This is a genomic window from Acidimicrobiales bacterium (assembly GCA_041394265.1).
GTDB lineage: Bacteria > Actinomycetota > Acidimicrobiia > Acidimicrobiales > SZUA-35 > JBBQUN01.
In genome coordinates, this window is sequence record JAWKIO010000006.1 from 519,616 (window position 1) to 537,473 (window position 17,858).

Annotated in this window: 17 protein-coding genes; 6 read left to right on the plus strand and 11 right to left on the minus strand. The window is 67.1% G+C overall.

The genetic code is table 11. The features are described 5' to 3' along the window. The first annotated feature begins 17 nt into the window (after positions 1–17). Together ung and R2733_26650 are read left to right on the plus strand one after the other, a co-directional pair. The gene (gene ung / locus R2733_26645) at positions 18–683 is read left to right on the plus strand and encodes a uracil-DNA glycosylase (protein MEZ5380103.1); all 666 of its coding nucleotides are present in this window, start codon (positions 18–20) and stop codon (positions 681–683) included. Between the two features lie 211 nt (positions 684–894). Further along, on the plus strand, positions 895–1,728 hold the full coding sequence (locus R2733_26650) for a phosphatase PAP2 family protein (protein MEZ5380104.1): 834 nt from the start codon (positions 895–897) through the stop codon (positions 1,726–1,728). On the opposite strand, the gene R2733_26655 is transcribed toward R2733_26650, so the two are convergent. The 3 genes from R2733_26655 to R2733_26665 form a co-directional block, all read right to left on the minus strand. Next, complete coding sequence (locus tag R2733_26655; GenBank protein MEZ5380105.1) at positions 1,651–2,415, minus strand: ParA family protein; 765 nt, start codon at positions 2,413–2,415, stop codon at positions 1,651–1,653. The genes R2733_26650 and R2733_26655 overlap by 78 nt on opposite strands. Before the next feature lie 49 nt (positions 2,416–2,464). Beyond that, on the minus strand, positions 2,465–2,731 hold the full coding sequence (locus tag R2733_26660) for a hypothetical protein (GenBank protein ID MEZ5380106.1): 267 nt from the start codon (positions 2,729–2,731) through the stop codon (positions 2,465–2,467). Positions 2,732–2,797: 66 nt separating this feature from the next. Beyond that, positions 2,798–3,451: a thymidine kinase gene (locus tag R2733_26665; protein MEZ5380107.1), complete on the minus strand. Its 654-nt coding sequence runs from the start codon at positions 3,449–3,451 to the stop codon at positions 2,798–2,800. A 226-nt stretch (positions 3,452–3,677) separates the two neighbouring features. Here R2733_26665 and R2733_26670 point away from each other — a divergent pair, with 226 nt between their 5' ends. Beyond that, positions 3,678–4,697, plus strand: a complete 1,020-nt coding sequence (locus tag R2733_26670) for an alpha/beta fold hydrolase (protein ID MEZ5380108.1) — start codon at positions 3,678–3,680, stop codon at positions 4,695–4,697. Positions 4,698–4,928: 231 nt separating this feature from the next. Further along, positions 4,929–5,858, plus strand: coding sequence for a type IV toxin-antitoxin system AbiEi family antitoxin domain-containing protein (locus tag R2733_26675; GenBank protein ID MEZ5380109.1), 930 nt, complete (start codon positions 4,929–4,931; stop codon positions 5,856–5,858). 241 nt (positions 5,859–6,099) lie between these two features. On the opposite strand, the gene R2733_26680 is transcribed toward R2733_26675, so the two are convergent. The 6 genes from R2733_26680 to R2733_26705 all read right to left on the minus strand — a co-directional run bounded on the left by R2733_26680 (position 6,100) and on the right by R2733_26705 (position 13,266). Then, the gene (locus tag R2733_26680; protein ID MEZ5380110.1) at positions 6,100–6,960 is read right to left on the minus strand and encodes a Cof-type HAD-IIB family hydrolase; all 861 of its coding nucleotides are present in this window, start codon (positions 6,958–6,960) and stop codon (positions 6,100–6,102) included. Positions 6,961–6,967: 7 nt separating this feature from the next. Further along, the gene (locus R2733_26685; protein ID MEZ5380111.1) at positions 6,968–8,263 is read right to left on the minus strand and encodes a PhoH family protein; all 1,296 of its coding nucleotides are present in this window, start codon (positions 8,261–8,263) and stop codon (positions 6,968–6,970) included. 111 nt (positions 8,264–8,374) lie between these two features. Next, entirely contained in the window at positions 8,375–9,922 is a 1,548-nt protein-coding gene (locus R2733_26690) for an ABC transporter ATP-binding protein (GenBank protein MEZ5380112.1), read from the minus strand. A gap of 6 nt (positions 9,923–9,928) precedes the next feature. Beyond that, positions 9,929–10,972, minus strand: a complete 1,044-nt coding sequence (locus R2733_26695) for an ABC transporter permease (protein MEZ5380113.1) — start codon at positions 10,970–10,972, stop codon at positions 9,929–9,931. 1 nt (position 10,973) lies between these two features. Then, a complete protein-coding gene (locus R2733_26700) occupies positions 10,974–12,047 on the minus strand; it encodes an ABC transporter permease (GenBank protein ID MEZ5380114.1) in 1,074 nt (357 codons plus the stop codon). 106 nt (positions 12,048–12,153) lie between these two features. Continuing rightward, positions 12,154–13,266, minus strand: a complete 1,113-nt coding sequence (locus tag R2733_26705) for a BMP family ABC transporter substrate-binding protein (protein ID MEZ5380115.1) — start codon at positions 13,264–13,266, stop codon at positions 12,154–12,156. Between the two features lie 189 nt (positions 13,267–13,455). On the opposite strand from R2733_26705, the gene R2733_26710 reads away from it, so the two are divergent. Then, the gene (locus tag R2733_26710; protein MEZ5380116.1) at positions 13,456–14,208 is read left to right on the plus strand and encodes an S-methyl-5'-thioinosine phosphorylase; all 753 of its coding nucleotides are present in this window, start codon (positions 13,456–13,458) and stop codon (positions 14,206–14,208) included. Continuing rightward, positions 14,205–14,888, plus strand: coding sequence for a class II aldolase/adducin family protein (locus tag R2733_26715; GenBank protein MEZ5380117.1), 684 nt, complete (start codon positions 14,205–14,207; stop codon positions 14,886–14,888). The genes R2733_26710 and R2733_26715 overlap by 4 nt, the downstream gene beginning before the upstream one ends. Here R2733_26715 and R2733_26720 read toward each other — a convergent pair. Then, the gene (locus tag R2733_26720) at positions 14,846–16,162 is read right to left on the minus strand and encodes an amidohydrolase (GenBank protein ID MEZ5380118.1); all 1,317 of its coding nucleotides are present in this window, start codon (positions 16,160–16,162) and stop codon (positions 14,846–14,848) included. The two genes, R2733_26715 and R2733_26720, sit on opposite strands and share 43 nt — an antisense overlap. A gap of 84 nt (positions 16,163–16,246) precedes the next feature. Then, on the minus strand, positions 16,247–17,854 hold the full coding sequence (locus tag R2733_26725) for a polysaccharide biosynthesis tyrosine autokinase (protein ID MEZ5380119.1): 1,608 nt from the start codon (positions 17,852–17,854) through the stop codon (positions 16,247–16,249). Positions 17,855–17,858 lie beyond the last annotated feature (4 nt).

The window sequence follows — 17,858 nt, forward strand, 5'->3', positions numbered from 1 at the left end:
TCTTCTAGGCTTTCGGGGTGCCCAAGACCGACTGGAACCCGATCCTCAACGGCGAATTCGCCAAGCCTTATTGGGCGGAACTCCAGCAGTTCGTGGCCGAGGAACGGGCCCGTGGCCCCGTCTATCCGCCGCACGACGAGGTGTTCGCCGCCCTGCACCTCACCCCCTACGCCGAGGTCAAGGTGATGATCCTCGGCCAGGACCCGTACCACGGCCCGGGTCAGGCGCACGGACTCTGCTTCTCGGTCCGGCCGCCGACGCCACCACCACCGTCGCTCAAGAATCTGTTCGCCGAACTCGAGTCCGACCTCGGCATCACGCCGCCAACCGATGGCTCGCTGGAGCCCTGGGCTCGCCAGGGCGTGCTCCTGCTCAACACCACCCTCACCGTCCGGGCCGGACAGGCCGCGTCACACCAGGGCAAGGGGTGGGAGCGCTTCACCGACGAGGTCCTCATGGCCGTCAACGCCAAGCCGGAACGGGTGGTGTTCATGTTGTGGGGATCGGCGGCCCGCAAGAAACGAACGCTGATCGACACGAGTCGCCACGTCATCATCGAATCGGCCCATCCGTCGCCCCTCTCCGCCCACCGCGGATTCCTCGGAAGCCGCCCATTCAGCCGAGCGAACGCCGCACTCGTCGCCGCCGGTCGCACGCCGATCGATTGGTCCCTTCAGCCCTGACGTGGGTGAACTCGGTGGGTGGACCATCCCGCTGACCAGCCGCGACGGCAAATGATGGTGACAAGGTGGTTTGATTCCCATAACCTTTGGGAAGGGCGACGTCCAACGTCATGCAGACCTCACACTGAGACACCTCACACGGGGGCGGGGTTCGATGGGGGCAACTCATCCGACAACCGACGATGCCGCATCGGCATCCACCGCAACATCGTTGTCGAGTCGCGTGGTCGATCTGGCCCGCAACATCGCCGTCTTGGGTGGTCTCTACCTCGCCTACGCCTTCGTCCGCCGCATCACCGCCGACGACCACACCACGGCATTCGGCAACGCCGCCCGCCTGCTCGACTTCCAGAACGCCATCGGTCTGCCGTCCGAGACCATGCTGCAGTACCCGTTCCTGCGCCATCCCGAGATCATCACGGCGGCCAACACCTTCTACATGTGGGTGCACTTCCCCTTCACCGCTGCCTTCTTGGCCTGGGCGTGGTTCCGTCACCCCCGGCATTTCGGTGTCATCCGAGCCAGCCTCATCATCCTCACCACCGCCGGTTTGGTGCTCCACCTGATCTTCCCGCTGGCGCCGCCCCGCATGCTCAAGTCGGTGGGCTACATCGACACCGGCGCCGTGTTCGGCCCGAGCCCCTATGACCTGGCGGCGTCATCGGCCGCCAACCAGATCGCCGCCATGCCGTCGCTCCATGTCGGTTGGGCGCTGCTCATCGCCATCAGCGTGATCGCCCTGTCCCGCTCACGCTTCCGCTATCTGATCCTGGCGCACCCGATCATCACCACGATGGTGGTCGTCGTGACCGCCAACCATTACTGGACCGACGCCATCATCGCCGCCCTGCTGGTGGCGGGGTCATGGCTGTTCATGGTGCGACTGCGCAACCTTCCCGTGCTGCACTTCGATCTCCACCATCACGACCCCCAGCCGCCGCCACCGGCGAGGGTCGATCTTGTTGCTCTAGAGCAGGCGGCGAAGATGGGCGTCGAAGATCTCGCCGAGTTCGCCGGCGCGTCGTCCGTAGGCGTGGATCGGTGACCGTTCGGCGTGCGCCTCGTTGATCGCCACCCGGTGTGGGATCGACGGACTCCAGACACTCTTCGATCCGACCAGCTTGGCCAGTGCACCAGCTTGGGTGTGAGCGTCGCTCGACACCGCCGGCACCCGGTTCAGCACGACGCCGGCCAGCTCGAGCGCATCGTTCTGCGTGCTCCAGACGTCTTCGATGAGGTCGAGCACCGGGCCAACACCACGAACACCGAAAACGGTGGGTTCGACGACCACCAACGCATGTGAGGCGGCCACCAGGCCGTTGACCGTGTTCAGCCCGAGCGACGGTGGGCAGTCGATCAAGATCAGCTGGAACTGCTGGTCGAGGCCCTCGAGCGCCCGCCGCAGCCGGCCTTCGGGATGACGTCGGTTGACGTCGGTTTCGCGCTGGACGAGGTCGGACGCCGCCGGGAGCAACCAGATGTCGTCGCCCCATCCCGAGGCGACGATCATGTCGGCGGCGGCGCCGGGCTTGTTGGCGAGCAGAGCGTCGCCGGTCCCCCAGTTCTCGATCGCCGGTTCGACGCCGAGGGTCCACGTGGCATTCGCCTGGGCGTCGAGGTCGACGACCAGCGTCTTGACGCCCTTGGCCCAAGCGGCCGAGGCAAGCCCGAGGGTGACCGTGGTCTTGCCGACCCCACCCTTTTGATTCAGCAGTGCAACGGTGCGAGACATGGCACCATGCTTGCACCCCGACGAGGTGCAGCGGCGTATGGGTGCCGGGTCAGTCGACCCGCAGGCTCTCGACCTCGTGCAATCGGCTTCGAGTGCGGTCGAGTTCGCCGCGGATCATGGCGATCGAGGCGTTCGAGTGCGCCCGCCGGACCACGAGTTGCTCCTCGGCTCGCAGGCGCGCCTTCTGTGCGTTGCGCAGGCGACGTTCCATCGCCTCGATGACTTCGGCGTTCGCCTGCTTCTGCAGTGCCCAGCCGACAGAGAACCCGGCGGCCACACCCACCACGATCCCGATCAGCAGCATGATCATGCCCATGCGGAAAACGCTAGAGCGGTGAGCGGCCGCGAATCTTGAGCCGATCCACCCGCCCGGCGGACGCGCTCAGCCGACGATCTTGCGTTCCACTCTCGCCGGCCGAGGCTCGACGAAGAGCGCGTCTTGCTCGTGCCGCTGCTTGCCCTCGAGCCAGTGCTTCCGGCAGCGCAGGTCGTAGGTGACGGTCGCCTCGCCGCCGGTGTCGCCGACCACCGTGATTTCGCCGTCGTAGACCTGGATGCCGTTCACCAAGCGAGCGTTGTGGGTGGCCCGATCACCGCACCAGCAGCGGGCCTCGACCTGCAGTTCGCTGCGGACATCGGCCAGTTCGAGCAGCCGCTTCGATCCGTCGAACAACACACCCTGAAACGTGGTGAGCAGGCCGAACGCGTAGACCTCGATATCGAACTCGTCGACCACTCGAGCCAGCTGGTCGACCTGGTGGGGGGCGTAGAACTGGGCCTCGTCGCAGATGACCGCCTCGAGACCCGGTCCCGAGAGGTGTTCCTGGGTGATGAGGCGGAACAGATCGACCCCCGGATCGAGGATGATCGCCTCGGCCGAGACGCCGAGGCGGCTCGACACCTTGCCCGCCTGTCGATCGAGTTGGGTGATCAGCGCACACTCGAGACCACGGCTTCGCAGGTTGTGGTGGATCTGGAGGGCCTGGGTCGACTTTCCCGATCCCATGGTGCCGAAGAAGAAGCGCAGCGCAGCCATCCCCTCAACGTAACCCGAAGCGAGCACGCTGCCGCCCGAATCCCGGGCCGATCGACGATCGCCAAGCGTGCGCCCAACCGACAGCCACGTAGGCCCACTCGCACGCACCACGCCACCAGCCGGCCTGGACGACCCCCACGTCGCGACGCCCCATACCTTCACCCGCCACCGGCCCGGACAACACCACGTCAGGACGGCTCGCCCGCCGCCGGTAGCCTTGGCCACCGTGACCACCGATGGCGCCGGATCGACGACACCGCCCTCGGTCCCCCCATCGCCCCCGTCCAACGCCACGTCAGCCAACCCCGGCGACAGCACGTCCGACCCCGCAGCTGCGGCATCGAACGTCGTCGACCCCGGCCCGGCCTCGCCCAGGTCGGCAGCGAATGCCACGCCCGACGTCGAGCCAGCGACGACCGGCCAGCTCGACGGGAGCGCGACCTCACCCACCCCTGCACCAAACGGCCCGCCCGATGCCGAGCCAGCGACGACACGCCAGACCGACGAGAGCGCATCCTCACCCGAGCCGAAACGGGGCATCGCCGGCATGTTCGCTCGGCCGGTGTGGCTCGAAGCCCGAGCGCCGTTCGAGCGGCGAGCGCTCCGGCGGAGCCCGCTCTGGCAGGGCACGGGTGTGCCCGCCGGCGAGGGCCGTCCGGTCCTGATCATTCCGGGGTTCATGTCGGGTCCGCACAAGGCTCGCCAACTCTCGCACGTGCTCGACAAGGCAGGCTGGCATGTCCAGGTGGCCCGGGTCGGGTTCAACGCCGGCCCGGCCTACCACTCGGTCGACGCCGCCGCCGCCGACCTCGACACCCTCGTCGCCCAGACCAAGCAACGGGTCACCATCGTCGGCCACAGCCGGGGCGGTCAGTTCGGCCGGGTGTTGGCCGTGCGCCATCCCGACCTGGTGCGGCGGGTCATCGCGATCGGAGCGCCCCTGCTCACCAAGTACCCGCCGTTCGTCGTGGTCAAGGTCCCGGCCGAAACCCTCGACAAGGCGTGGCGCCTCGGTGCCTTCGGTTCGGTCGCCCCCGAGCGCGAGCAGCAGGTCGACGACGACCGCTACCTGCCCTTCCCCGACGAGGTCGACCTCGTCTCGATCTACTCCCGCAACGACGGCATCGTCGATTGGCGCTACTGCTTCGACCCCGCCGCCGAGATGGTCGAGATCACCGGCTCCCACCTCGGCCTGGTCAACTCGATCACCGGCATCGAAGCCATCGCCAACGCCCTCCCCCGCTGACTCAGCATCAACCGTCGAGCCTGAAGCCCATCTCCACCAACTGTCGACACTGAAGCCCGGAACTGAGCTTCAGTGTCGACAGTTCGCAGGTTTGGGCTTGTGTGCGGACAGTTCGGGCGGTGACCGGGCGTGGCAGGCCGCTGGTGAGCTTGTGCGTGCCCGCCACGTTCCGCGCTCGCCAGAACCAGTGAGTGGTTGACAAGTGCGTTTATTTACGTTTATCTACCACACATGGCACAGCGAGTGGATATGGAATGTCTTCGGCTGGCGGCCGCCAACTATGGCGCCGTCACACAGCAACAGTTGATCGCAGCGGGTGTGAGCGCGTCGAGCGTCACCCGACGAGTCCAGAGCGGGATGCTGCGATCGGTGGCCAAGGGGGTCTTCATCGTGCCGACGATGGAGGGCCCGAACTCAGTCCTGGCTGCCGGCCTCCTCCACCACCCCGACGCCGTCGTCAGCCATCGCTCCGCCGCTCGACTCCATGGCATGGCACTCAGCGACAACGAGGGCGCCGAGCTGACCGTTCCGCTGGGCACCCTTCGCCGGATCGCCGGTGCCGTGATTCATGAAACCCGATTCCTCCCGGCCGACGATGTGATGATGATCGATGGTCTCCGGGTGACCACCCCGGCACGGACGTTGTTCGACCTCTGCGCCGTCCTTTCCTTCGCTCACTACCGGCGGATCGCCGAAGAACAGTTGCTCGCCCAGGTCCCGTCCCCGGCCCGCTTCCTCGCCTGTCACCGAGCGATGGCCCGCCGAGGCCGAACCGGAAGCGGCATCATCCGCACGGTGCTCGACGAGCTGATCGACGACCAGCCGTTCCCCGCCTCCAAGCTGGAACTCCGAACGTGGGTGGCGCTCACCGACCGTGGCGTCAACTACCTGCGACGCCAGTTCGCTCCCCCGTGGTACAACGGCCTCGAGGGCATCGTCGACTTCGCTGACCCGATCGGATGCACGATCATCGAGGTCGACGGTCGCAGTCATCATCGTCTGGAACTCGACCGCCGCCGAGACGCCGCCCGCGACCGAGAGGCCAATCGGCATGGCTGGCTCGTCATCCGCATCGGTTGGCACGAAGTGATCTACCGCACCGAATCGACCATGGCCGAGATCATCGAGATCCTCGAGCAGCGGCGCAACCTCGCCGCATGAGCGGGAGTCCGGAGCGCCACCTCATCCGCCCGCTGCCATGCCCCAACTGTCAACACTGAAGCCCATTCCTGCGAACTGTCGACACTGAGGCTCAGTTCGGGGCTTCAGTGTCGACAGTTGGGCGGATTGGGCTTCAGGCTCGACAGATGCGGTGACCAACAGGTCGGCGCGGCGGCTCGACGAGGTGGCGGCTCGGGGCGATGGCTGGGCAGGGCGGCCGGCGCGCTCCGGGCGCACAGGGTCAGGAGCGGGCGGCGAGGCGGTGGGCGGTGAGTTGTTCGACGATGAGGGCGAGGCCGTCGTCGTCGCTCGAGGGGATCACGTGGTTGGCGGCGGCCTTGGCGTCGTCGGAGCCGTTGCCCATGGCGTAGGAGGTGCCGGCCCACTCGAGCATGGCGACGTCGTTGTGGTTGTCGCCGAACGCGGCGACCGCCGAGGGCGACACACCGAGATCGGCGCACAGCAGGTCGAGGGCGACCGCCTTGGTGGTGAGCTTGGCCGAGATCTCGATGAAGTTCAGCCCGGAGTACGACGGCACGGCGTTGTCTTCGACCGAGCGCACCGACGCCTGGTAGAGCTCGTCGACCGACAGCTCGTCGTGGAAGACCAGCACCTTCTGGACCCGCCCCAGCATCCCGTCGAGCACGTCGTCGATGGGATGTCCTTGCGGGACCGACGGCACCCGGTCGCTGAACCCGTGCTCGTGGGCCAGCCCGTGTTCGAGTTCGATCGCGAAACGCGCCCCCGGGATGGCGTCTCGCAGGTCGACCACGATGCCCTGGGCGATGGTCGGATCCATCCAGAAGGCCCGAACGACCTCACCCCGTTCGAGGTGGCGGGTGATCGCCCCGTTGGCGAACACCCAGTAGTTGTCGAGGCCGAGCTCGGCGATGACGTCTTCGGCCACGTGCAGCGGCCGCCCGGTCGAGGGCACCACGTGGATCCCGGCGGCATGGGCGTGATGCAGCGCCTCACGGACCCGGTGCGACAGGGTGCCGTCGCTGCGCAGCATCGTGCCGTCGATGTCGGTGGCGATCAGGTCGACCACGGGCAAGTCGACCAGCGGCAGGTCGAAGGCGAAGTGGTCGTTGGTGGGGCTCACCCCCACGTCATATCTCGTCGAGCAGGCGAGTCACAACCGCCGCGATCACGGACCGCTCCGATCGGGTCAGCGTGATGTGGCCGAACAGTGGGTGCCCCGACAGCGCCTCGATCACCGACACGATCCCGTCGTGGCGACCGATTCGCAGGTTGTCTCGCTGATTGATGTCGTGGGTCAGCACAGCCTTGGAATTCTGGCCGAGGCGGGAAAGTGCCGTCAGGAGCACACTCCGCTCGAGGTTCTGGGCCTCGTCGATGATCACGAACGCATCGGTGAGCGTTCGGCCACGGATGTGGGTGAGCGGCAACACCTCGATCATGCGGCGCCGGTGCAGCTCGTCGATGACCGACTGTGAGGCGATGGCCGACAGCGCGTCGGTGACTGCCGCCGTCCACGGGTGCATCTTCTCGTCCTCGGTTCCGGGCAGGAACCCGAGGTCCTGACCGCCGACGGCATGGAGCGGCCGAAACACCAACACCCGCCGGTACTGGCGAGTCTCGAGTGTCTGCTGGATGCCGGCCGCCATGGCCAGCAGGCTCTTGCCGGTGCCGGCCGGACCGCCGAGGCTGACCACGCCGAGCTCGGTGTCGAGGAGGAGGTCGAGCGCCACCCGCTGTTCGGCCGAGCGGGGCCGAACCTCGAACGCCGAGCGTTCCCGGACCAGATGGACCCGCTTGTCCTCCTTCACCCGGCCAAGGGCCGATTGTGACCCGGCGAGCAGCGCAACACCGGCGTTGCATGGCATGTCCCGGGCCTCGTCCAGGTCGACCACGCCCTGATGGAAGAGCGTGTCGACCACTCGGCCGGCCACCTCGACCGTGCCGAACCCGGCAGGCACCGGAGAGGTTGCCAGCTCGCTGCGGTATTCGTCGGCCTCGATCCCGAGGACGCCGGCCTTCAGCCGCAGCGGCAGGTCCTTGCTGACCAGCTGGACGTCTTCGTGCTCGTCGAGCAGGCCGATACATACGGCCAACACCCGATGGTCGTGGTTGAACGTGGCCAACGCGTCGGGCAGCTCGACATCGGCGTGGTTGGGCTCGATCCGCAGGGTGGAGCCTCCACCGAGCGGCAGCAACTCATCGAGCCCTCCGTGGAGCTGACGCAGTTCCTCGAAGAAACCGAGCGCCTTGCGGGCGTTCCAGCCCAGATCTGGGTGGTTCCGTTTCGCCTCGAGTTCGAGGATCGCCACCACCGGCACCACCACGTCGTGACCTTCGAAGCGCAACGGTGCACGGGGATCGGCCAGCAGCACCGAGGTGTCGAGAACGTAGGTCCTGCGACGAGAGGCTTCGTCAACGGTCATGGACTACCCCGATCTGGCCCGACGGGATCCGCTCCCGTCTTCTGCCGGTCAACTTGTACCAGTCCCAACGGCAGTCTTCAGACCAACTTGAGGCCTTCCATCATGATGCAATCATGCGTTCACTCTCTCGTCATCGTTCGTTGCCCCGGCCATCAGAAGACCGACCTGTTCACGGGTGGCTTCATCGGCGGGGATGACCGCGACGATGCGTCCTTCGTAGATGACGGCGATGCGATCCGAGAGTCCGAAGATCTCGTCGAGCTCGGCCGACACGACGAGCACGCCGTTCCCGCCGTCACGCTCCTCGATGAGTCGGGAGTGGATGAACTCGATCGAACCGACATCGACGCCACGAGTGGGCTGCGAGGCGATGACCAGCTTGGTCTCCTCGCTCAGCTCGCGGGCGACGACGAGTTTCTGCTTGTTCCCGCCTGACAGCGAGGCCGCCGGTGTCTCGATCGACGGCGTCTTGACGTCGTAGCGCTCGACCAGATCGGTTGCGTGCTCGGCGACGGCGTCGAACTGCCGCACCATCCGCCGAGCGAACGGCGGCTTGAAGTAGGTGGTGAGCACCAGGTTGTCGGCGACCGAGTACGAACCGACCAGACCGTCCTTCTCACGGTCTTCCGGAACGTGGGCGACCCCGAGCTCCGAGATCGTCCGAGGATCGGACTTGGTCACATCGAGCCCGGCGATCGTGATCGTGCCGGCGTCGGGGCGGCGCAGCCCGGTCAGTGCCTCGACCAGCTCGCGCTGTCCATTGCCCTCGACCCCGGCGATCCCCACGATCTCGCCCACTCGGACCTCGAGATCGATGCCGTTCAACGCCGCATGACCGCGATCGTCTTTGGCTCGCAGACCACGTACCGACAGCACGACCTCACCGGGATCGGCAGCGGGCTTGTCGACGCGCAACACCACGGACCGCCCGACCATGAGTTCGGCCAGGCTGGCCTGGGTCGACCCTTCGGTCTCGACCGTGCTGATCCACTTGCCGCCGCGGAGCACGGTCACGGTGTCGGTCACCGCCAGGATCTCACGCAGCTTGTGGGTGATGAAGATGATGCCGACACCGCTGGCGGCGAGGTCTCGCATCACCTGGAGGAGCTCGTCGGTCTCCTGGGGCGTGAGGACGGCGGTCGGTTCGTCGAGGATCAGGATCTCGGCACCCCGGTAGAGCGCCTTCAGGATCTCGACTCGCTGTTGGACACCGACCGGGAGGTCCTCGACCACAGCGGTCGGATCGACGGCGAGACCGAAGCGCTCCGAGAGCTCTCGGACCTCCTTCTCGGCGCCGGTGTTGTCGAGGAAGATGCCCCGCTTGCGTTCCGCGCCCAGCGTGATGTTCTCGGCGACGGTGAGCGGACCGACGAGCTGGAAGTGCTGGTGCACCATGCCCATGCCATGAGCGATGGCGTCGGCGGGGCCGTTGACCGGGGTCGGCTCGCCTCGCAGCAAGATCTCGCCGCCATCGGGGTCGTAGATGCCGAACAGCATCTTGACCAGCGTCGACTTCCCTGCCCCGTTCTCGCCGAGCAGCCCGACGATCTCACCCTGCCGCACTTCGAGGTTGACGTTGTCATTGGCCAGCACACCGGGGAATCGCTTGGTGAGCCCGCGGGCCTCGAGCAGCATGGGAGCGTTGTCGGCAACAGGCACGACGCATCATTCCTTTTCGTAGGGCTTGCCGGCAGCGGCGGGCGGTCGCGCACTCAGACCAGCAACGGCCAGGACGCCGACCGTGAGCACGAACGGGATCATCCCGAAGAACTGGGGCGGAATGTCGAACGCCTGCTTGAACTGGAGCTGGCTCTGCAGCGCAGTGAAGAACCCGAGGAGCAGCGCCGCGCCCAACGCACCGAACGGTCGGTAGCGGCCGACGAGCATCACGGCCAGGGCGATGAAGCCCTTGCCGTTGGTCATGCCCCGGTTGAACACCGACGCCGACTGGATCAGCAACATGCCGGCGAGTCCGGCCAGTGCGCCGGCGATCATGAGGTTCCGGTAGCGAAGGCGCACGATGTTGATACCAACGGTGTCGGCCGCGGACGGATGCTCACCCACCGCTCGGGTGCGGAGCCCCCAACGGGTGTGGAACAACGCCACGTGCACGATCACCACGATGATCAGCGCGGCGTAGGTGAGCGGGCCGTTCTCGAAGACCGCCTTGCCGAGCACCGGGATCTCGCTGAGGCCCGGCACCTTCCAGTTGGGATAGAACGGCTGGGTTCGGCCCTGCACATAGAGATACGTGGTGATACCGAGGGCGAAGATGTTCATGACCGTGCCGGCGATGATCTGATCCATCTTCAGCGTGATCGAGCACCAGCCGAGGAACAGCCCGAAGAAGGCGGCGCCGAGCATGCCGGTGAGGATGCCGAGTCCGAGCGAGACGAACGTGCCGGCGCCTGCGGTGTAGGACGAGGCCATGAAGCCGACGAACGCTGCGAACAGCATTTGGCCGTCGATCCCGATGTTGACGACGCCCGAGCGTTCACCGATGAGACCGCACAGCGCCCCCAGCAGCAGTGGCGCAGCAGCACGAACGGTGGCGGAGATCACGGCCTCGGTCTGTGTGGAGTCCCACTGGTAGGCCACGACGATGGCGATGAAGACGACCAGCGCACCGACAGCGGGGGCGAACCGCTTGATCGAGTCGAGCGCATTCGGCATCGCCTCGTCGGCGGGTGGGGTGGCGAGTGCGGTCATGTCATGCCCCCCATCCGGCGGAGAGACTCACGCTGTCCTCGCCGGCCTCGACGGCTCGGAGTCTGGTCAGGTAGCGCACCACCGACGGTGCGGCGATGAAGAACAGGATGCAGGCCTGGATGACGCTGATGATCTCCGGCTCGACCTTCGAGATCGACTGCATTCGGCTCGAGCCGGCGTCCATGGCCCCGATCAGCAGGGCGGCGGGGACGACGGCGAGCGGGTTGGTCCGGGCCAGGAGGGCAATCGTGATGCCGTCGAACCCGAGTCCGGTGTTGAAGCCCGGCTCGAAACGTCCGACGACGCCCTGGGTCTCGATGGAGCCGCCAACCCCGGCGAGGAAGGCGCTGAGTCCCATGGTGGCGATGACGATCCGATTGACCTTGATGCCCGCATAGGTGGCGGCGAACTTGTTCGCTCCGGCGGTCTTGATCTCGAAGCCGAAGGTGGAGCGCTCCAGCAACCACCACACGGCCAGGGCGGCAAGCACTGCGACCGCGAAGCCGAGCGGAAGACCGCCGACCTTGGGGATCTCGGCCGACGGGTTGACCAGCGGCGTGCGGGCGATCGCCCCACCGTCGGGGTCGTTCCAGGGTCCGTCCCTGCTGGCGAGCCAGTCGGTGAAGTTCGCGGCGACGAAGTTGAGCATGATCGTGCTGATCACCTCGTGGGTCCCCCGATACGCCTTGAGCGCCCCGACGACCATGCCGAGCAACGAGGCAACCAGGCCACCGATCAGCATCGTGAGGGGGATGTGGAGAACCGAGGGCATCGAGAAGCGGAAGCCGATGTAGGCGCCGAACGCTGCGCCCAGCAACAGCTGGCCCTGCCCTCCGATGTTGAAGAGCCCGGCCTTGAAAGCCAGGGCGACGGCGAGACCGCCCATCACGAGGGGCGTCGCCTTCTCGAGTGTGCGACCGAAGCGATCCGCCCCGCCGAAGGCGCCGACGAGCATGGCCCAGTACGCCTCGGCCGGGTTCTTGCCAGCGGCCAGCATCAACAGCGCACCGATCACGAGCCCGAGCACGACGGCGAGGGCGGGCAGGAGAGCAGTCGTTCGTAGACGTGCGAGCAAGAAACACCCTTCCAGAAGCAGGCAGCAGCCGAAACGCGAGTCGGACCCGGCGGGATGCGAGATACTCGCACACCACCGGGCCCGAATCGAGCGAATCAGGAAATGATCAGCCGCCGTAACCGGTCGGGATCGATCCGTCGAGCACGCCGACAGTGATCTCGTCGACCTGGGCCTTCACGTCGGGGCTGACGACGCTGTCGAAGTCGTGGTACGGAGCGATGCCGACATCACCGACGAAGTTGCCGCTGGTCATCGAACCAGCTGCGGCCTCGGCGATGAGGGCGACGACACCCGGGTTGATCAGCTTCATGGCGCTGGTGACGAGGCACGGGTGGGCCTCGGGCACGGTCTCCCACTGGTCAGAGTCGACGCCGATGCAGAAGGCGGCGCCGCCGTCCTTGGCGACTTCACCGAGGGCACCGTTGCCGGTCAGACCACCGGCGCCGAAGACGACGTCGGCGCCGGAGTCGAGCGCCTGGCGAGCGGTGTCAGCACCCCACGCCGGGTCGACGAAGGCCACATCGAGGCCACCGGGGTGATAGGTCGAAAGCAGCTCGACGTCGGGGTTGGTGTACTTGGCACCAGCCTCGTAGCCCTCCTTGAAGGCGACGACCGGCGGGACCAGGTCGGTACCGAGCACGGCGGCGACGGTGTTGGTTTCGGTCAGCAGACCGGCGAGGGCACCAGCGATGAAGCCGGCCTTGTCCTCGGGGAAGATGAGACCGGCGACGTTCGCCGCGGGCTCGCCCTGGAACTGGTCGACACCGATGAACAGAGTGTCGGGGTTCTCGCCGGCGGCAATGGTGGTCGCCTCGCCGAGAGCGAAGCCGACCGTCACGATGATGTCGTAGTCCTGATCGAGGAACGTGCCGATGTTGGTGGCGTAGTCCTTGGAATCCTGGGTCTCGATGAAGTCGTAGACGTCGGCAACCGAGGCCTGCACACCTTCCCAGGCCGACTGGTTGAAGGACTTGTCGTCGATCTTGCCGACGTCGGTCACGAGACCGACACAGAGGACCTCTTCGGAGGCGCAGTCGCCCTCGCCGGAGGCGCCGGCGTCGCTGCCGCTGTCCTCACCGCTGTCGTCGGCGGCGGTGGTCTCGGTTGCGCCTTCCGAACCGGCCTCGGTGTCAGAACCGCCGGAGTCGCTGCCGCAGGCTGCTGCCAGCAGGGTGAAGGCAAACATCATGGCAAGCAGACGCTTGAAGGTTGAACTCATGGGTGCGTTCCTCGCTTTTCTCTCCCAATAGGTCGTGGCGCAGTCTAAAGCGGGGCCGCAGTGGCCGCACCGCACCCGGCGTGCTGTCACACAGCGGACACACGAACGACCTGCGGGCCACGCATTGCGAACGAGTGATTTTCTGCGATGGGCGCCGAGACGAGCCGCCGTCATGGCACCCTGTTGCGCGTGTTTGGCTTCATCACCGGCTCGGGATTCTACGAACTCCCCGGCCTCGAGCAGTCACAGGTCGCCACCGTCGACACGCCCTACGGCGAGGTCGACGTCACCACCGGCACCTGGCACGACCAGCCCGTGGCCTTCCTGCCTCGCCACGGTGGCTCCCACTCGATCTCGCCGCAACAGATCAACTACCGCGCCAACATCTGGGCGCTCGCCAGCGTGGGCGTGAGCGACATCTTGGCCACCGCCGTCAGCGGCGGCATCGCCGACCACCTCACACCGGGCAGCCTCGTCCTGATCGACGATTTCATCGACTGGACCACGGGCCGGGCCGACACCTTCTTCGACAACCCGGGCGAGGTCCGCCACACCGACATGAGCGCGCCCTACGACCCGTCGCTTCGGGCTGCGCTGAACATCGCCGCCGAGGAACTCCAGATCCCGCTGGTTCGCGCCGGCACCTACATCTGCTTCAACGGCCCTCGCTTCGAGACCCGGGCCGAGATCCGCATGGCCCGCACGCTCGGCGCCGACCTGGTCGGCATGACCGGCTACCCCGAGGTCGCCCTCGCCGTCGAACACGGTGTGCGTTACGCCTCCGTCGGCGTCATCTCGAACCCGGCAGCCGGACTGTCCGACACCGAGATCTCGATCGACGACATCTGGGCGGTCATCAACGACGCGAAGGACACCGTGCTGACCCTGTTCGCACGAGTCGTCCAGGGCGGCACCCACCGAGACGAGGAGGCCAACCAATGAGCATCGGAAGCGGTCCTGCAGCCGAACACAAGGCGCGCCAATCACTGGTCGATGTCTGCCTCGCCGCCAACGCCTCGGGGATCAATCAGGGGACGTCGGGCAACGCCAGCGTCCGGTGGGGCGACGGCCTGCTCGTCACCCCCTCCGCGGTCCCCTACGAGGACACCACGCTCGACGACATCGTCTACGTGGCCGCCGACGGCACCCCGACTGGCCGCCGCCAGCCGTCGACCGAGTGGCATTTCCACCACGACATCCTTGCCACCCGCGACGACGTCGACGCGGTGCTCCACCTGCACTCCCCTGCTGCCACCGCCTTGTCCACGCTGCGCCGCTCCATCCCGGCGTTCCACTACATGGTGGCCATCGCCGGCGGCAACTCGATCCGATGCGGCGACTATGCCACATTCGGCACGCCCGAGCTCTCCACGATCGCCGTCGAGGCCCTGCGCGACCGCACGGCCTGCCTCCTCTCCAACCACGGCCAGATCACGGTGGCGGCCACTCCGGCCAAGGCGCTGGCGCTGGCGGCCGAGGTCGAGTTCCTGGCCGATCAGTATCTGCGAGCACTGGCGGTCGAACCGCCGGTGCTGCTCAGCGAAGAGGAGATGGCCGAAGTGCTCCTCAAGTTCGAGGACTACAAACGGGCCGGGGCACCGCTGCCCGACGACGATCGCTGAACGACCTCACGCATCGCCTCGTCGAGATCGACCCGCACGGGTCGACGATCGGCGACGACCTGCTCACCGTCGACCCACACATCGGTCACGTTGCCGCCCCGATTGGCGAAGACCAGATGGGTGAGCAACTCGTGCTCGTCGAGTGACGGCGTGAAGGTCGGCTGGTCGATGTCGATGCGGATGAAGTCGGCTCTCGACCCGACCGTGAGCGTGCCGACGTCGGGCTGGCCGATCGCCCGGCCACCATTCGCCGTGGCCATCAGCAACACGTCGTCGACCCCGAGCGCTTGTGGATCGTGGCGCATCCCGCGGGCGAGACCGGTTGCGAGCGAGACCCCGCGCCAGAGGTCGAGCGAGTCGCCTGACGCCGGGCCGTCGGTGGCGATCGTGACGTTGATCCCGGCATCGGCCATGGCCCGGATGTCGGCGATGCCGGCGCCGAGCTTCAGGTTCGAGTTGGGACAGTGGGCCAGCGATGCGCCGGCCTCGCCGAGCAAGCGTCGATCGTGGTCGTCGAGCCAGACGCCGTGGGCAGCGACCAACTGGCCGTCGAGCGCACCGACGTCGGCCAGGACCTGGGTGGCCGACCGACCGTCGCGATCGAGTACCACCTGCCGCTCCTCGCTCGTCTCCTCGAGATGGATGTGCACGACGGCGTCGAGCTCGGCCGCGGCTCCGACGATCAGGCGAAGCAGATCGGCGTCGAGGTCGTAGACCGAGTGCGGACCGAAGCCAACCGAGATGCGCTCGTCGGGACGGTGGTGGCGAGCGTGGAGTTCACGCACCTCGTCGAGCCGGCCGGGGAGGTCGGCGCCGTGCAACGCCCGGATGATGCCGGGCGACGACACCAGACGCCCGCCAGTGCGGCGGACCGCTTCGATGATCGCCTCGTCGTGGAGGTACATCTCCATGCTCGTGGTGACACCGGCCAGGAGCATCTCGAGCGAACCCAGCACCATGCCGGCGTGGACGTCGTCGGGCGTCATCTTCGCCTCGCGCGGCCAGATCGCCTCGCTCAGCCACCGGTCGAGCGGTAGGCCGTCGCCGGCCGATCGGAACAGGGTCATGGCGGCGTGGCAGTGGGCGTTGACGAGACCGGGCATGACCAAGCCGCCGAGCGCGACCACCGGCTCGTTGCCGGTTTCGACGGACGGCCCGATCGAGGCGACGCGACCGCCGACCACCTCGAAGGCTCCGCCGGGATGGCAGATGACCTGGTCGGGCGTCACCTCCACGAGGTAGTCCGCCGAGTAGTAGGTCGAGTGGTTCGCCATGGCGCCACGCTAGTGGGAGCACCCGTCACGACCTGATTTCATCCTGGAGGAAGGCCAAGCGTCACACCACGCCGGGGCGCGGGATCAGTAGTCGTAGTAGCCAAGGCGGGGCTTGGATCCGACGAGCACCGCACCGGCCACCTTGCCGCCGGCCAGCTCGATCAGCTCGGCGGCTTCGGCCACCTCGTTGCGGCGGCTGTAATGCACCCTGGCCACCACGACGGCAACATCGGCGGCAACGCTGGCCAGCGCTTGGGCGTCGGTGACGGCCAACACTGGCGGCGAGTCGATGATCACCAGGTCGTAGGGCTTGGAGATGGCATCGAGCACCCGAACCGCAAGGTCGCTGCGCATGAGGCCGGCCGGATTGTCGACCCATCCACCGGCGGTGACCAGGTGGAAACCGCCCTGGCCCGACGCATTGCGGATCTCGTGGATCTGCGGGATCGTCCCGCTCGCCAGCGCCTCGGTGAGGCCGTCGTCGTTGGCGATGCCGTGCAGCAGATGCTGGGTCGGGCGGCGCACGTCGGCGTCGATGAGCAGCACCCGCGAACCCTGCAGGGCGGCCCGCTGAGCGAACAGACCGGCGGTGGTCGACTTGCCCTCACCCTGGCGGGCGCTGGTGACGACGACCGTCTTGGCATTCGATGCCCGGGTGATCGCGGCGAACGCAGTAGCCAGACCCTCGATGCCTTCGAGCACAGCGTTGCTCGCCTCGTTGAGTTTCTGGACCGGGCGGCCGTTGTCGGGCACCTGGGCGAGCACCGGCATGTGGAACCGGCCCCGCTCGATGTCGCTCGCCCGGTTGACCTTGGAGTTGACCGAGTCGGCGATGAGGATCGCAGCGATGGCGAGCGCCAACCCGAGGATGGATCCGATCACGATCGTCTGCAGCGGGCGAGGCGCCACTTTGACCGCCTCGTCGGCGATGCTCGTGACCTTGGCGCTCATCTCGTCTCGCTCGAGGAAGCGCATGACCGCGGTGAACTGGGCGAGCTGGTCGGCCGAGTCACGCAGCTCGGCCTCGATCGGCAGGAGCTGATCGGAGAACGTCTGCAGCAGAGCGACCCGCTGGGTGGTGAGCCGGCTGATCGTGTCGGGATCGGTGGCCCGTTCGAGCGCAGCATCGAGCGGTGCGAGCGGGCTGAGGATGTCGGCCTTCTCGGTTTCGAGATCGTCGATCGCGTCGGTCAGCGAGGAGCGCGCCACGTCGTTGGCCTCGACCTCGAGCGCCTGGCGGGACGTCACATACGCGCTCGCCCACTGGTTGGCCAGATCCATCGCCTCGGCCGCCGTCGGCGCTTCAGCGGTGAACACCAACACGTTGGAGTCCTCGGGGGCGACGATCTCGACCGCCTCGCGATTGGGCAGCGAGCCGGAGAAGTCGTCGGACTGGACGTAGTCGAGCTCGGCCTGCTGATCACGTTCGAACTCAGGGTCCTGACTGCCGGCCGACGGGAACAGCTGCTGGCTCGACGCCGTGCGCAGCAAGACGATCGCTTCGGCCTGATGGCGCTCGGCCTGCGTCAACCCGAACAGCGCAGCCAGCAGGACCACGGGGATGAACGTGGCAAGACCCACCTTCCACCGCTCCTTGGCGATGGCGATGTAGTCCGACATGGTGCGGATGCCCGAATCGAACGCACGGTCGTCGTGTCGTCCATCGAAGGAAGTGGGGCTCGCGGCAGGCATGCCA

Bases quoted from the DNA above. Each gene is read 5' to 3' on its own strand.
- R2733_26720 (MEZ5380118.1), bottom strand. From the start codon at position 16,162: ATGGCGAACCACTCGACCTACTACTCGGCGGACTACCTCGTGGAGGTG.
- R2733_26675 (MEZ5380109.1), top strand. From the start codon at position 4,929: ATGGCACAGCGAGTGGATATGGAATGTCTTCGGCTGGCGGCCGCCAAC.
- R2733_26725 (MEZ5380119.1), bottom strand. From the start codon at position 17,854: ATGCCTGCCGCGAGCCCCACTTCCTTCGATGGACGACACGACGACCGT.
- R2733_26705 (MEZ5380115.1), bottom strand. From the start codon at position 13,266: ATGAGTTCAACCTTCAAGCGTCTGCTTGCCATGATGTTTGCCTTCACC.
- R2733_26655 (MEZ5380105.1), bottom strand. From the start codon at position 2,415: ATGTCTCGCACCGTTGCACTGCTGAATCAAAAGGGTGGGGTCGGCAAG.
- R2733_26665 (MEZ5380107.1), bottom strand. From the start codon at position 3,451: ATGGCTGCGCTGCGCTTCTTCTTCGGCACCATGGGATCGGGAAAGTCG.
- R2733_26715 (MEZ5380117.1), top strand. From the start codon at position 14,205: ATGAGCATCGGAAGCGGTCCTGCAGCCGAACACAAGGCGCGCCAATCA.
- R2733_26660 (MEZ5380106.1), bottom strand. From the start codon at position 2,731: ATGGGCATGATCATGCTGCTGATCGGGATCGTGGTGGGTGTGGCCGCC.
- R2733_26695 (MEZ5380113.1), bottom strand. From the start codon at position 10,972: ATGACCGCACTCGCCACCCCACCCGCCGACGAGGCGATGCCGAATGCG.
- R2733_26685 (MEZ5380111.1), bottom strand. From the start codon at position 8,263: ATGACCGTTGACGAAGCCTCTCGTCGCAGGACCTACGTTCTCGACACC.